This window comes from Mesorhizobium sp. LMG 17147, assembly GCF_024297145.1.
Taxonomy (GTDB): domain Bacteria; phylum Pseudomonadota; class Alphaproteobacteria; order Rhizobiales; family Rhizobiaceae; genus Mesorhizobium.
Genome location: NZ_JANCTC010000013.1, coordinates 76,126 through 90,047, shown reverse-complemented (window position 1 = coordinate 90,047; position 13,922 = coordinate 76,126). Strand labels below are relative to the sequence as shown.

The following is a 13,922-nucleotide window of genomic DNA, read 5'->3' as shown; positions in this document are numbered from 1 at the left end:
CCCGGGATGAAGATGTTTTTTCAGAAACTGGGCCGAATGCCCACCGTCCTCACAATGCCGGCTTTCGCCGTCCTACTCGTAGTATTCGGGATGCCGATCATCCTGCTGTTCCTGAGTAGCCTCAATGCGCCGGTCTTCTCGCTCGTTAATTATCAGGCCTTTTTTGGCCAACCGGCAAATATCCGTGTGCTCTATCAGACCGCGGAGATTAGCGCAGTAGCTACCGCCATCTGTCTCGTCATCGGGTATCCTGCGGCCTATTTGATGGTGGCCGCGTCGAAGCGCCTACGCACGACGCTCATCGTTCTTGTGATCATTCCCTATTTAACAAGTGGATTAGTGCGGACCTATGCATGGGTCGTGATTCTTGGCGATCGCGGGCTGATCAACAATCTGTTGCTCGATCTCGGGCTTATCTCCAGTCCGCTGCCGCTCATATACAGCCGCATTGCCCTCTATATCGGGATGGTGCACATAATGCTGCCCTTGATGATCTTGCCTCTGATCAGCGTCATGATGGGGATTGACAGGTCACTGATGGCAGCGGGGCGGAGCATGGGTGCCCGGCCTTTTGACACCTTTTGGCGCATTTTCTTCCCGCTCAGCATTCCGGGTGTGCGAAGTGGCTGCCTGTTGGTCTTTGTTATCTGCCTCGGCTTCTACATCACGCCGGCCGCCCTCGGCGGGATAGGAGACGCCATGCTATCAACCTTCATCGCGTCGCAGGTCCAAACGTCCTTTAATATGGCGCGCGTTTCCGCCGCGGCGTTTGTCCTACTGGGGCTCGCCGTCGTCGTGCTCTCGATATTCGGTCTCGACCTTTCCGGTACGCAGGGCCGTACGGCGCAATCCACGCGAAATTCTTGGCGGAGCCGGCCATTCGACTTGATGAAACGCCGTGTGAGCGAGCTTCTCACTCCCCTTCGGGCGAAGCGTTGGAAGGCACAGCTCTACCGGGCGGGCAGTGACAGCCGCTGGTCGAACATCGTCGGCACGGTGTTCGTAGTGCTCGTCATGTTCTACCTGCTGTTGCCGGAACTCCTGGTCGTCATCATGTCGTTCAGCGCGGGGAGTTTTTTGGAATTCCCACCCCCCGGCCTTTCACTGCAGTGGTACCGTTCCTTCTTTGGCGATCCATCCTGGTACGACGCCGCCTGGATCAGCATAAAGATCGGCGTTGTGGTTGCCATCCTATCAACCATCGTCGGCACGCTTGCGGCCTACGGCATCAACCGCACCCTTCCGCGGCTGCGCAGCTTCCTGACCTTGGTTATCCTGACGCCGATTACCTTTCCGGTTATCGTTGTCGGTATCGCGGCCTATCTCGGGCTGCTCAAACTCGGACTGCTCGGCTCAATGACCGGCATCGTCCTGGCGCATAGCATCGGCGCTATCGGCTATGTCGTCGTGATCGTCGCTGCTACGCTGGCGAATTTTGATCCGCGGCTGGAGCAGGCGGCGAAGAGCATGCGGGCCGGGCCGTTGCAGACCTTTGTAAGGGTAACGCTACCGCTGATACGGCCGGGCATAATCGGCGGTGCCGTGTTCGCGTTCCTCAGTTCCTTCGATGAGATCGTCGTTACATCGCTGGTAGGCGGACTTGCGATCCGCACCCTGCCTCTGAAGATGTGGGAGGGTATTCGCCATCAGATCGACCCGACAATTGCTGCAGTGGCGTCTCTAATGATCCTTGTGCCAGTGTTCGGTTTAATCGTCCTCTATTTATCGGGCTTGCGGCCTAGTCCGGCGGGCAAGCGCGCGCTGCCGGACGTCGCGGCTTAAGATACGTGTATCAGGCATCCTCAAACAATGGACCGCTTCGGAAACAGTCAGGAACGGTCACTGTCATTGCGGCATCAACATCAAAGATCAGCGTGTATCGGCGAAGGTTAGCCCGTTATAGCTCTACTACCAGGTGTCGGGACAAATACGGGCTGCTAGAGGAGATTTCGTCCATGTCATCACAGACCTCAAGCTCTCTCGGACTCCTGCTACTTGAACAACGCGAATCCAGACGGTCGCTCGACACGTTTCCATCGGTAACCGGCGTGACGGGCTCGATGCAACAACCGACGACGTACGATTTTCCCATCGTCACGGAGACGGTCGCGGGAGCTTGGGCGAATGACGTCATCTGTGGCAATCCGGCGCTGGAATTGGCCTGCATTGCAGCCGCCCGTCGGGCGGTTGAGAGAGGCGCCGTGGTCATAACCTCGGACTGCGGCTTCTTCATCCGCCATCAAGAGGCGGTGGCCGCGTCGGTGAATGTACCCGTGGTGATGTCGAGCCTGCTTCTAGCGCCGACATTGCTACGCCAACTGCCGCGGACCGCCAAACTCGCCGTCGTAACCGCCGACTCGAGGCATTGCACCCATGATCTGCTCGGGCTCGACGATCCAGCGGACCGCTCGAGGGTTGCTATTGGCGGAATCGAAGACGGCCAGTGGTTCCAGAACGTGATGAAGCATTGGTCGCGGGATGAGATGAAGGTTTCCCCGCCGCCATACAGGGACTCCGATCTTGAGGCAGATGTCACCGCCTGCCTGATGCGGCTGCGCGCCGCCCATCCGGAGATCGCAGCATTGCTGTTTGAGTGTACGGGGTTTCCGGCGGTGGCGCCGGCCATCCGACGCATCACAGGGCTGCCCACCTACGACCTAGGGAACCTCTACCGCATGACGCTGGCGTCGATCGCCTGAGGCTATCGCGACAGTGGGGAGACACTGTCATTCTGGCTTGGCACGAAACCCGCTGCTCCAGCCAATAACCCCCATCAGAACTGGGGGTTATTGCTCTCAAGTGCCAGCGGCCGTCTCCACCGACGGCCTGTCGCGCAAGGTTCGATCTATCGGGCGGAACGGCGCAAATGCAAAGAATACGTCTCCCTCTTCGCCGCAACTCTCCAAGGATGTAGCAGCATCCTTCATTATAATCCCAAGCCGCTGTCAGACCGCGCTTGGCGTTACTGAGACCGAATTTGGACGCGCTTTCAACAAACCGCTCTCCCTTGTGTGTCCTTCAGCCGGCCACACATGGCATAATTGCAACGCCGGAAGCCGAGGCCGTCGACCACACCGGACCATTGCAGGCAGTAGCTCCATCTCGCTTCTAGATAAAGACAATATACGAACGGCATTTGACGGAAGCTGTCCGGCGAACGATGGTTGAGTTAAGGCAAGTGCCAACCGAGCAATTCCAGGCTCGAACCACATCAAACAAGTCCAAGGGAGTCATTTATGGAAGTCGTTAAAGGTCCTCAGGTGTTCCCACGCTCGGAATATTTGCGCAGGCTCGCCGCAGTCAAAACGAAAATGGCGGAGCGTGATATCGCCGCGGTTGTGATCACCGAAAATGCGCATATTACATACCTCACGGGATCAGTTGCCCACTCTTATGACACGCGTGGGGTCCTGGTTCTTGCCTCCCGAGAAGAGCCGGTCTTCGTTCTGCGCTGGATGGACGTCGCGGCGGCCGTGCAGGAGACGTTCATGGAACGCGACAGCATAATTGGCTACTCCGAAGAGATGATGGCGAACCCCGACAAGAACGGCTATGACGCGGTAATCGATTTCCTGCTGGACCAAGGACTCGGGCCAAGTGGAATCGGGTTTGAGATGTGCGACCTCACGGTCGACTCAGCGCAAAAGTTTAAAAGCCGGCTGCCGCAGGCACGCATCGAGGATTTCTCGAACGTGGTCACCCGCATACGCACGCTCAAGTCCGAGCTGGAGATTGCAGTCATGCGTGAGGCAGCCGCGATTTCAGACGCCGGTGTCCTTAGGGCCGCGGAAGTCATGCGCCCCGGCCTGCGGGAGGCCGATGCCATCGCCGAGATTGTGGGAACGCTTGCGCGCGGAGCGAACGGCAAGGTTGGAACATGGATCGCGACGCCCTTTCTGTGCGCCACGTCGCGAATTGGAAACCCGCATACCACCTGGAGCGAGGACACCCTCCGGGAAGGTTCCCAGGTCAATCTCGAGATCGCCGGCGTTCGGCATGACTACACCGCCCCGATCTGCCGGACCTATTCCCTCGGCAAACCCTCCGACCGCCTGCTGCGCATCCATGAAGCGCAGCGTGCCGGCCTTGAGGCGGGGCTGAATGCGATTCGAGCCGGCGCCGTCAGCGGCGAGGTGGCCATGGCGATCCACAGCACGACCGAGAAGCACGGGTTTACAAAGCGGTCGCGCGCTGGATATGCCATCGGAATTCAGTGGACGGAGAGGACGACGAGCCTCAAACTGGGGGATACCACGGTGCTCCAGCCTAACATGACCTTCCACATGCATCTCGGTTCCTGGGTTGAGGAAGACTTCGGCTACGTGCTCAGCGAAAGCATTCGCGTGACCGATTCCGGCGTCGAGGTGCTCACAAAGGCACCAAGGGAACTTTTCGTGCTGAGCTGAGCCCGCGATCCAACTGCCTCGACCAAGCTCTCACGGTCTGCCCCTCGCGTCCTGTTCACCACCCGTACCACCCATCTTGTCCAGAAATTGCAGGCAGCCCGACGTGACCTGGTTCTCCCCGAAATGCCCAACCGGCTCGATCGGTTTGACTGCCTCATCCTTGATGATCTTGGTGACGCTTGCCCATCCGATAGAGATCGGTGATCGTCGCCAGAGCCCGCAAGAGATTGGCTGCCACGGAGTGGCCGCGGAACACGAAAGTCGAAAGAAAATCCGGCGCCATCTTCCCGGCCGTCGGATAGCGCGAGAGCAGGTCGGTCTTGCCGTCGACAACATCCGGGGCGATCAGCCTGTCGACGGCCTGCACGCTTCTGACGAACTCGCGCCAATGCACCGTGCGGTCGATCGCCGAACTTACGTCTTCGCCTTTCTCGTTGGCGTCGATCATCGCGTGGCAAATCCCTTCGACATGATGCTTGCAAAGCCCGGAATGGGTTTCGACGAGGCATTCTCGATTGTTGGGAATGAACAAAACCGTTTGCTGGCGATGCTGAACCGTCGTCGGGATCAAAATGAAAACGTTGGATGAAAACACGGTGTCGCATGCAGAACTCTCTTGAGGGGATCACTGTCGTAGCCGTGGAGCAGGCAGTGGCCGCGCCTTACGCATCTTCTCGTCTTGCTGACGCCGGCGCACGTGTCATCAAGGTCGAAAGGCCCGAAGGAGACTTTGCCCGCGACTACGACAAGTTGGTGCGGGGACAAAGCGCTTACTTCGTCTGGCTCAACCGGGGTAAGGAGTCGGTGTGCCTGGACCTGAGATCGGAGGCGGACCGCGCCGTCCTAAACACGCTTGTTGCCGTTGCCGACGTCTTTATCCAGAATCTGAAGCCGGGCAGCATCGAAAAACTGGGTTTCGGGTCCGCGGATCTCCGTCGACGCTTTCCGCGGCTGATCACCTGCGACATCTCTGGTTTCGGGGAGACAGGTCCGTATTCCCATTTGAAGGCCTATGATCTCATCGTCCAGGCTGAGACAGGTCTATGCGCGATCACCGGCAACCAACAAGGGGCCGCGCGTGTAGGGGTCTCGGTTTGCGACATCTCGGCGGGCATGACAGCGCATAGTGCCATTCTTCAGGCCCTTTATCACCGCGAGGTCACCGGCGAAGGGACAAGCATCCAAGTGTCACTGTTTGATGCCGTCGCCGATTGGATGAATGTTCCAGTTCTGCAACACGACTACAGCGGCTACCATACGGTACGCGCGGGTGTGAAACACCCGTCGCTGGCGCCGTATGGGACCTATCGTTGTGCCGATGGTAAAGAGGTTATCTTTTCGGTTCAGAGTGACCGTGAATGGGTAAATTTCTGCGAGAAATTCCTGAAGCAGCCGGAGCTTACACGCGCATCTGGGTTTGCTGATAATATGGAGCGTCTCAGTCACCGTGCGCAGCTTGACGACATCATTGAACGCCGGTTTTCCGAACTATCCTGCCACCAAGCGATGCAGGAGCTTGAGGCGGCCGGCCTTGCATATGGCCGGCTGAACGAGGTGGTGGATGTATCAAGGCATCCACACATTCGCAGGGTGGAGGTTGGCACACCCGAAGGAACCGTCGAGACGATAGCGCCAGCTGCGATTTTCAACTCGGAGCACCCCTTGCTGCGCTCGGTTCCAGCTCTTGGCGCACATACTGAGGCCGTCCGCGAGGAGGTTCTGGGGCTTTTGCGCGACAGAGCCGCGTCAGCGTGAGCGCGCATCTGAGTAAGGGAGTGCGCTCGCGGTTTGCGAAAAGCCTGTGTACCTCGGATCATCTCAGCGCGTCGGCCATCCAGCAAGCCCACTGCCGTCACGCTCGCTAAGATTGATTGCAGAGGTGACTCAATGATCGCGGACACCCTTCCGTCAGTTGAAACCGCTCTACGCTGGAGATCCCTGCTCTTCGTACCCACTCACGTACCGCGCTTTGTGGAGACGGCCCATGAGCGGGGTGCGGATGGCGTCATACTCGACCTCGAGGGTTCCGTTCCCCAGGATCAGAAGGGAGAAGCACGGCGGCAGCTTCCTGAATGCGTGGCCAAGGTGGGCCGGAAAGGCGCATCTGTTTTGGTCCGCGTTAATCATGGTTTGCGCGCTTTGGGGGTCGATCTTGACGCAGCAGTGATAGCGGGTGTTGACGCGCTTGTTCTTCCGAAGACGGATTCGGCAGAGTGGGTACGAGAGATCGCGAATGCGGTTTCAGAACTTGAAAGGGAAAGAAATCTTGCGCCGGGACGTATCCGGTTCCTCGCTCAGATCGAGACTCCGGGCGCCTTGCAAGAGCTTGCGGCCATTGCGTCGGCGCATCCAAGGATGGTCGCAATGGCGCTCGGTCCTGAAGATTTCAGTGCCGCTGTTGGCGGTGCCCCGGAGTTCGACCTACTGTTGGCGCCGAACCTTTCTGTTCTGTTTGCCGCCCGTGCGGCCGGCTTGATCCCGCTTGGCTTCATAGGAAGCATCGGCGAGTTCTGGGACACGCATAAACTGCGTGAAACCGCGGTACATGCGCGGCGGCTTGGCTTTGCCGGAGCCTTGGCGATCCATCCGACACAGGTGGCCATATTCAATGAGACTTTCTCGCCAAGCGCCCAGGAACTCGAGTGGGCCATAAGGTCGTCGCGGCAGAAAATGATGCCGCAACGCGCGGCCTCTCTGCATTCTCGTTCTATGGCAAAATGATAGATCCGCCAGTGGTGCGGCGCGCCCACGAGATCCTAGCTCTCGTCAGCAACAACTGAGCCTTCAATCAGTGGCCGGACAGGCTGTTTTGGAACTAGAGCCTTTCACGTTTTGACGGAAGCGTAGCCTGCGTTTGCGAAGTAGTTCTTGCATTCGGCAGCCTCGATGGTTTCGACGAGGTGTCCGATGTGGCGCCACGTATCCTCGACGGTTCGTTTCTGAGCCTGGCGCATCCAGTGTTTGATCTTAGCGAAGGCGTGTTCGATCGGATTGAGGTCCGGAGAGTAGGGCGGCAGGTACCAAAGCCTGGCGCCGGCAGCCTTGATCATTTGCCTGATGGCCACCGACTTATGACTTCCCAGATTGTCCAAGACGACTATGTCGCCTGGCTTCAGCACGGCTACGAGTTGCTGTTCTACATAGGCGCGAAAGCATTGGCCGTTGATTGGTCCGTTGAAGACGCAGGGTGCCGCGAGCCGATCCCAGCGCAGCGCGCCAAGGAAGGTCAGCGTGCGCCAGTGGCCGTGCGGAGCCAAGCCGCGCAGCCGCTTGCCCTTCGGCCCCCAACCTCGCAGCGGAGCCATGTTGGTCTTGATCCAGGTCTCATCGATGAAGACCAGGCACTGTGGATCGAGGCCCGCCTGCCAAGATCGCCATCGCCGACGCCTGCGGGCAACATCAGCGCGCACCAGCTCAAGGGCGAACAGCGTTTTTTTTGAAGCTCAGGCCCTCGCGGCGCAGGAACAGCCACACCGCGTTGTGGGAAACCTTCACCCCACGGCCAGCCAACTCATCCTTAAGACCATGCAGCGTCAGATGCGGCGTCTCACGTATACGCGCCTCGATGAAGGCACGGTGCGGCTCAAGCACTCTCTTGCGGTGTCCACCCATCTTGCCCGGTGCCACCGAGCCGGTCGTCCCATGACGCTGCAACAGCTTCACCGCGGCCGAAACCGAAATGCCGAACCGTTTGGCGGCAGACCGGCGGCTTTCACCACCACTCAAAACCGCCGCCACAACCCGCTCGCGAAGATCGTTGGAAAAGGTCGCGTCATCAGATGCTGGCCTCCAATCCAGCCGACGCCGCCGCTCCGGCCCGGTCAATAACGTCACATGGCTCATGCTGTGCTGCTAACTACGCTCGTAAGGACGATCTTAAGAGCGCAGCCTCGCTATCGCCTCCGGCGAGGGCCGCCTTGCGCGAGCATGTTACGTACGATCCGCTCGACCCGTTTGACGTTCATCACCCAGCCAGCACGGTGCAGCATCGCTGTGATGCGGCGCCTGACGCTGGACAAGATGATCCTTGCGAAAGCTGCGCGGGGAAACTTCTAAGCCCCGCGCGTCGCCGTGCCTGCGTGGATCATGTTGTTGCTGAACTTGGCGTTCCCGAACGACGGAGGTCGGAGACGGCGCGCCGAAGCCGGGAATTCTCCGTCTCAAGTTCTTTCAGCCGCTTAACCTGGTCGCCCTTCAGGCCCCCGTATTCCGACCGCCAACGGTAATATGTTACTTCCGTCACACCTATCGATCGGGCCGCTTCCGCGACCGATTTGCCCTGCGAACTCAGCACATCAACCTGCCGAAGCTTCGTGACGATCTCTTCCGCAGCGTGTCTCTTTCTGGCCATTTCTTCAGTCCTCCATCGGCTCGAAAAGCCATACATTAGGGAGGACCACTTTTCAGGGGGCAGACCACCCTCACCTACGCGGGGGAAGTATTCCAAAGCGATCGCAAGTTTCGCGCCGAGGTGGGTGAAGCTATCAAGAACTTCGACTTCTCGTGACTCCCACAATGCCCCTTACGGCATTTCCCCACGGGACATATTCGACCCTTGACGAGAACCTCACGGTTGAAGATTTTCTACATGGCGCCGACGTGGCAATGCACCAGTATATGCACATCTTCAACGTCACCGGTCACCCATCCGTCTCAGTGCCGTTATTCCAAGGCGAGGACGGTCTGCCCATCGGCGTTCAGATTGTGGGGCGCTTCGGTGAGGAGGCAACTTGTTCGTGTCGCCCGCGACCTGGAAGAGGCGATTCCCTGGGCAGGGCGACAGCCGCCTGTGTTTGCTGGCGGCCCTCAATAGGACCAAATGTTCACGCCTCGCGTCCCCTCGGGCGGGCGTCTCGTGGTGGCCAGGTCGTTCTCTCGCGGCAAGTGCGGACGAACTTTATCTCCCGCTTGGCAAAACGAGCTACGGGTTTAATGCGGACGAACGGGTGGTCCACCCCTCCACTATGAACTCTCTGTAAGGCAGCACCCGCTGGCGGCGCCCTCGATGAGAACCCCAGCCCCGCAGAAGCTGAACGGGCTGAGTTCAGCGCAACGGACCACAGTGATCGCCCGGCTCGCCAACTTCTAGAGGCGCACGTACCACCCTTGGAGGTCATTGACCTGCTACTTCCTTGCTCTGGAGTTCGCCAATATTTGGCAAAATCATCTGTCGCGCCAGCTCCGACGGCGCCGCGGAGATGAGGGCTTTTAATTCTCCTTATTCGCAAAGGCGCGGAAACGGTGAAACTGACCACCTAATCAAGTTGACGGCACGCTCAAGTATCTCCTCGGTCTGTGCAAAGCTGGGTGAAGCAGCGATGACATGCCCAATGATGTCTCGATAATCGCCTTTTCTGACGATCGGCACCTTGGGTTCAAGATACAATTCGACCTCAGTGACGCCTGGTACAGCAGCCGCATCAGTGTCGCCACTCCAATCCAAGGTGCCATCGCGTTCTGCGATCAGGAACCGCACGCCCGCAGTATGAGAATATCTTTTGCGCAAATCCCATTCTTCGCCGATAGCAATCTTGATGTGCTCCGTAACCATATCGACTCCGTAAGCTAGCTGAACCAGCCGAGGATCGGGCACACCCGCGAGACGGGGATTGACTTCAATGACGACTGGTCCGCGCTTCGTCCACCGGAGTTCGACGAACCATGGCCCCCAGCCGAGGCCGAGAGCTTGCGAACAGCTTAGCGAAACATTGGCGATGCGCTCATGCTCCTCATAGGTCAGCTGGGCCGGATGTGTGTAACCACGAAAGACGAAATGCGGCGGGAGCCCGAATTCAGCGGCACAAATCCCAATGAGTTCATTTCCCATTATGTCAGCGCTATATAGTGGGCCTTGTGCGAACTCTTCGACAAGTATCCTCGGCGAAGACCGCCACATCTGCCTCTCCCCCAACAGATGGGTTGTATGTTCGGCTAACTCATCGGCATTGCGGCACAATCGGACGCCGATGCTGCCGCTGCCTACAGCCGGCTTAAGAACCGCCGGCAACCCGATCTCCGCGGCCGCGCGTTCAACCTCCGCCGCATTCGCTGCCAAGCGATAGTCCGGTATTGGGACGCTGGCCTCCCCAAGGAGTTGACGTTGAGTGAATTTGTCGCAGCATCGTTCAATCGATGCGGGGTTCGGTCCGGGTAGATCGAAGTACCGGCAGAGCTTGCCAACTGTCGCATACACTGACTCCAGGCCGGCTGTAATGCCAGCAATGTCATAGGTCGCTCGCAGTTGGCAACATACGCGAATCAGCGCATCCAAATCGCCTGTGTCGACTTGGATTGCTTGAACCTTTTCCGCTGCAAAATAGTCGTACCGATCGGGATCAGCCGTTAGGATAATTGGATGAAGGTCAAGAACCTTGGACGCTTCGACGTATCGCTGAATATTACTTCCGCCGTCGAACAATATGAGCGCTCTTCGTGTCATTTGGTGTTGACTCCCGCGTTGATTGCTGTGCAGCAGGTCTCTGCATAGCCGGCATAACTTTTTCGGTGTTCCAGACCTCAGACCTTTGCGGTGAACGTAGCATAGCCAGTTCTCTGCATTGGCAAAGATACTGCTAAATTCATTTGAAGGATCTGTTACAGCGCATGAATAATAATCAGCGCGCATGGAGCGTCTGAATGAATCTCCGTGGCTCTAACTGCACATGACATTTATGCGACAGGTCGGACGCTGAGACCTGATCGTTGGGAAGCGAAGCCGAACGAGCGCCGGTTGCTGGACTTCGTTCATGGCCAGTTCGCCTGCGCGCGGCGGTTCCAGGTGCTGAACATCGTCGACGGCGTGACGCTTCGAATGCCTTTGCCGCGATCCCGGACACCTTGATCTCCGGTCGGCGGGCAGCCCGGGACTTCACCTTATCGCCGGTGCGGCATGCCGACGAACGTCATCTTGACCCGATCGAAGGATCATCGCGTAGAATGGCACTACAACGCGCCGGGAAAGCAGACCCGATAACTTAGGGTGACAGCACTTCAGCGACGGCCGCGGCATTGTCGGTCGCTCGATCACCACGGGTGAGTTCCTTGCTGGTGACCTCCTCAGCTTATTGCGCAGCATTGATCTCTTGGGGTCAAGCAACGATACAACCCTCGGCGGGTATGTCCATTTAACAAATACACACGGTTCCATCCATCGTTGATCACGAACAGGGAGCTCGCGGGGCAACACGACAAATACGGATCCGCACTCGCAGCGCATCCGCGCGCAAGGCTATCTCTCTTCTAATTAGATGCCGGGTCGGTAGGCTAATGCGGATATGGCACAGGCAATTTGTCGGCCGGCTCCAAAGTCGCAGAGATTTGCAAAATATGAGTCCGACTTTAAAACTGTCCATTATGGATGGACTGCTCTCCCGCTTGGCCGGGAAACAGGCGGTTGGAAGAAGGAACGGCGGGCGGCCTGTATTTGGCTGTTGCGGTGCTCGCACGAAGCGACCCTACGACCGCAGAAAGAGAGATCCTACGAGAGCCAAGATAGCGTGGGCGGACCTAGGGTACGTCAACTATCAGATAGGGTAGTATCCTGTTTGGGCCGGGAACCATAGAAAGCACGCATGCTCTGAAATGCACAGCGATTTGCGCTCAGAGCCGCACCACACGCTATGAAAGGCCAACAGCGCAATGCCAACGAGAGCGCTTATCCTCCTTGAAGGTCATAAGATTAATGGGCTGCTATACGTTCAAGCGGCCCAGCGTCTTGGACTACGTCCAATTACGCTGGCAGCTAATCCGACTCAGTACGACTACCTTGCGTCAGAAGGTATCAAAGCTATCCGGGCGGACACCGACGATTTCGATGAGCTAATACACTTATGCTCTAAGCTGGATGCGACCTATGGTATTGCTGGTATTACGGGTTTTGCAGGCCTCGATGAATCACTCTATCTGACGGTTGCCAAACTCTGCCGGCGTTTTGAGCTACCGGGACCAAAGCCAGTATCGATTGCACGATGTAGCGACAAATTCACTCAACGCCAATTTCTCGCGCAGGCCGGCGTTCCAGTGCCTGCTTACCGGTTGGCAGCAAATGCGATGGAGGTAGAAAGCTCGGCCACAGAGATCGGCCTACCGGTGATCCTTAAGCCAGCCGAAGGTAGCGGTAGTCGCGGTGTCCGATTGTGTCGCGATATGGATGAGTTAGTAAAGCATGCAAAATATATGTTAGAGGGAGCGTACCGATCGCAGCGTTCACCGAAGATACTCGTGGAAGAATTTGCAGAAGGCCCATTCTATGATGTTGTTACGATGGGAGACGCAGTCATTGCAGTTGGCGCCGCCGACTTCGACCGGCCACCGCACTTTGTCCCTTGCGCGAGCATGTTTCCCGCCCCGCTGGATGATGAGGAGCATGGGAGTATCACCGAAGTTTCGCTGAGTTGCTTGAGAGCTCTCGGCCTTGGTTGGGGACCAGGTAACATTGAAGTCCGGTGGACGAACCGTGGGCCACTTGTAATCGAAGTCAATGCTCGTCTTCCGGGTTGGACCACACCTCGGCTGGTTGAGCTGGCTTACGGCGTCGACATCATCAACGAACATATCAAACTTGCAATTGGCGTCCGAGCCGATCTGCACGCAACGCATTCGCACACTTCGGCCGCTAGGTTCCTAGTTTCTGATCGTGATGGCTTCCTCGATCGGATCGAGGGCGCCAGTCGGGCGGCCGCTGTACCGGGAATCGTCGAGGTAAAATTTTATGTTGGGCCAAGGACTCCGATCGTCAGGAAAGGCGATTTCGGAGACGTGATTGGACATGTCATCGCTACTTCACCAGATCGTACCCGGACCGAGGCCATAATTCAGCAGGCCATCGACCAAATCGATTGGTCGATTACGCCACTTCCACTTTCTGGCGAATAGGCATGGTTGGGGATAGCTTCACCAGCATAGGCGTTCCGGAAAAAGGTGTTGCTGGTCGGGGGGTATAATTCCTAAACTTCCTTTACCCGGAGTCGGTATGGAGCCTTTTTTAGTCATCTAGACATGCCCGTGGCCTGGTCTTTTGGCTCCGAACTTTCGAAGCAACAGGAGAGAGATCCGTGAGCGTGCGTCTGTCCCGGATGGTCGCACCCGCATCCGAGCCGAACATTGGTAACAAATAACCCGACCGCGGGCGCTTAGTTTAAACTGCGCAGGCACCCACGGCGACTTCCCCCGCAACGAGTCGGACTGAACTATTGTCTCTGTCGTGAACCACGCCGCCGAAAGGGAAACGATCCGGCGGGTGATTCGACGCGAGACCCAGTCGCCGTACTTCTGCGAAGCTGCCAAAAGCCGAAACCTGCTTTAGTTCGCGCCGGTGTTCGCGCCCATCTAGGTAGGCTGACGATGCGCAAGAAGAATTGTCGGGTGTCGGGTCCGCGACAGGTAGTAGACAGCTCGGCGCCCCGCCGCCGCACTCTCATGAACTCTTGAATTATATGGAAAACAGTTCAGCCGCGATCTTATCCGGACCTGGCATGGCCTTTGCTGCTGTCTGGGTCGCGAGGCGGCGGAGATGCC

9 protein-coding genes and 4 pseudogenes are annotated in these 13,922 nt (G+C 57.8%); 10 read left to right on the top strand and 3 right to left on the bottom strand.

Annotated elements, in window-relative coordinates:
• Positions 1-6: 6 nt before the first annotated feature.
• The 6 genes and pseudogenes from NMG46_RS21660 (at position 7) to NMG46_RS21635 (ending at position 7,127) form a co-directional block, all read left to right on the top strand.
• Entirely contained in the window at positions 7-1,782 is a 1,776-nt protein-coding gene (locus NMG46_RS21660) for an ABC transporter permease subunit (RefSeq protein ID WP_254819571.1), read from the top strand.
• A 173-nt stretch (positions 1,783-1,955) separates the two neighbouring features.
• Complete coding sequence (locus NMG46_RS21655) at positions 1,956-2,699, top strand: hypothetical protein (RefSeq protein WP_254819570.1); 744 nt, start codon at positions 1,956-1,958, stop codon at positions 2,697-2,699.
• A 537-nt stretch (positions 2,700-3,236) separates the two neighbouring features.
• Positions 3,237-4,406 carry a Xaa-Pro peptidase family protein gene (locus NMG46_RS21650; protein WP_254819569.1) on the top strand — a complete coding sequence of 390 codons (1,170 nt, stop codon included), beginning with the start codon at positions 3,237-3,239 and terminating at the stop codon, positions 4,404-4,406.
• A 466-nt stretch (positions 4,407-4,872) separates the two neighbouring features.
• A pseudogene (locus NMG46_RS21645) lies at positions 4,873-4,995 on the top strand (hypothetical protein); the annotation flags it as partial.
• Between the two features lie 14 nt (positions 4,996-5,009).
• On the top strand, positions 5,010-6,161 hold the full coding sequence (locus NMG46_RS21640) for a CaiB/BaiF CoA-transferase family protein (RefSeq protein ID WP_254819555.1): 1,152 nt from the start codon (positions 5,010-5,012) through the stop codon (positions 6,159-6,161).
• 132 nt (positions 6,162-6,293) lie between these two features.
• Entirely contained in the window at positions 6,294-7,127 is an 834-nt protein-coding gene (locus NMG46_RS21635) for a CoA ester lyase (RefSeq protein ID WP_254819568.1), read from the top strand.
• A gap of 104 nt (positions 7,128-7,231) precedes the next feature.
• On the opposite strand, the gene NMG46_RS21630 is transcribed toward NMG46_RS21635, so the two are convergent.
• A protein-coding gene (locus NMG46_RS21630; RefSeq protein WP_254819603.1) for an IS630 family transposase occupies positions 7,232-8,204 on the bottom strand; the annotation gives its coding sequence in 2 pieces (ribosomal slippage) (positions 7,232-7,843 and positions 7,845-8,204; 972 coding nt in all).
• Between the two features lie 207 nt (positions 8,205-8,411).
• On the opposite strand from NMG46_RS21630, the pseudogene NMG46_RS21625 reads away from it, so the two are divergent.
• Positions 8,412-8,527: pseudogene (locus NMG46_RS21625) on the top strand (IS3 family transposase); the annotation flags it as partial.
• On the opposite strand, the pseudogene NMG46_RS21620 reads toward NMG46_RS21625, so the two are convergent.
• A pseudogene (locus tag NMG46_RS21620) lies at positions 8,527-8,757 on the bottom strand (transposase); the annotation flags it as partial. The pseudogenes NMG46_RS21625 and NMG46_RS21620 overlap by 1 nt on opposite strands.
• A gap of 164 nt (positions 8,758-8,921) precedes the next feature.
• Between NMG46_RS21620 and NMG46_RS21615 the strand changes: the two are divergent.
• Positions 8,922-9,374, top strand: a complete 453-nt coding sequence (locus tag NMG46_RS21615) for an amidase family protein (RefSeq protein ID WP_254819567.1) — start codon at positions 8,922-8,924, stop codon at positions 9,372-9,374.
• 250 nt (positions 9,375-9,624) lie between these two features.
• Here the strand turns inward: NMG46_RS21615 and NMG46_RS21610 are convergent, their stop codons facing one another.
• A complete protein-coding gene (locus NMG46_RS21610; protein ID WP_254819566.1) occupies positions 9,625-10,845 on the bottom strand; it encodes an acetyl-CoA carboxylase biotin carboxylase subunit family protein in 1,221 nt (406 codons plus the stop codon).
• Positions 10,846-11,112: 267 nt separating this feature from the next.
• Here NMG46_RS21610 and NMG46_RS21605 point away from each other — a divergent pair.
• Together NMG46_RS21605 and NMG46_RS21600 are read left to right on the top strand one after the other, a co-directional pair.
• Positions 11,113-11,367, top strand: a pseudogene (locus tag NMG46_RS21605) (IS3 family transposase); the annotation flags it as partial.
• A gap of 677 nt (positions 11,368-12,044) precedes the next feature.
• On the top strand, positions 12,045-13,280 hold the full coding sequence (locus tag NMG46_RS21600) for an acetyl-CoA carboxylase biotin carboxylase subunit family protein (protein ID WP_254819565.1): 1,236 nt from the start codon (positions 12,045-12,047) through the stop codon (positions 13,278-13,280).
• The last annotated feature ends 642 nt before the right edge of the window (positions 13,281-13,922 follow it).

Excerpts from the sequence above, each read along its gene's own strand:
- NMG46_RS21660 (WP_254819571.1), top strand. The coding sequence starts at position 7 with ATGAAGATGTTTTTTCAGAAACTGGGCCGAATGCCCACCGTCCTCACA.
- NMG46_RS21655 (WP_254819570.1), top strand. The coding sequence starts at position 1,956 with ATGTCATCACAGACCTCAAGCTCTCTCGGACTCCTGCTACTTGAACAA.
- NMG46_RS21650 (WP_254819569.1), top strand. The coding sequence starts at position 3,237 with ATGGAAGTCGTTAAAGGTCCTCAGGTGTTCCCACGCTCGGAATATTTG.
- NMG46_RS21640 (WP_254819555.1), top strand. The coding sequence starts at position 5,010 with ATGCAGAACTCTCTTGAGGGGATCACTGTCGTAGCCGTGGAGCAGGCA.
- NMG46_RS21635 (WP_254819568.1), top strand. The coding sequence starts at position 6,294 with ATGATCGCGGACACCCTTCCGTCAGTTGAAACCGCTCTACGCTGGAGA.
- NMG46_RS21615 (WP_254819567.1), top strand. The coding sequence starts at position 8,922 with ATGCCCCTTACGGCATTTCCCCACGGGACATATTCGACCCTTGACGAG.
- NMG46_RS21610 (WP_254819566.1), bottom strand. The coding sequence starts at position 10,845 with ATGACACGAAGAGCGCTCATATTGTTCGACGGCGGAAGTAATATTCAG.
- NMG46_RS21600 (WP_254819565.1), top strand. The coding sequence starts at position 12,045 with ATGCCAACGAGAGCGCTTATCCTCCTTGAAGGTCATAAGATTAATGGG.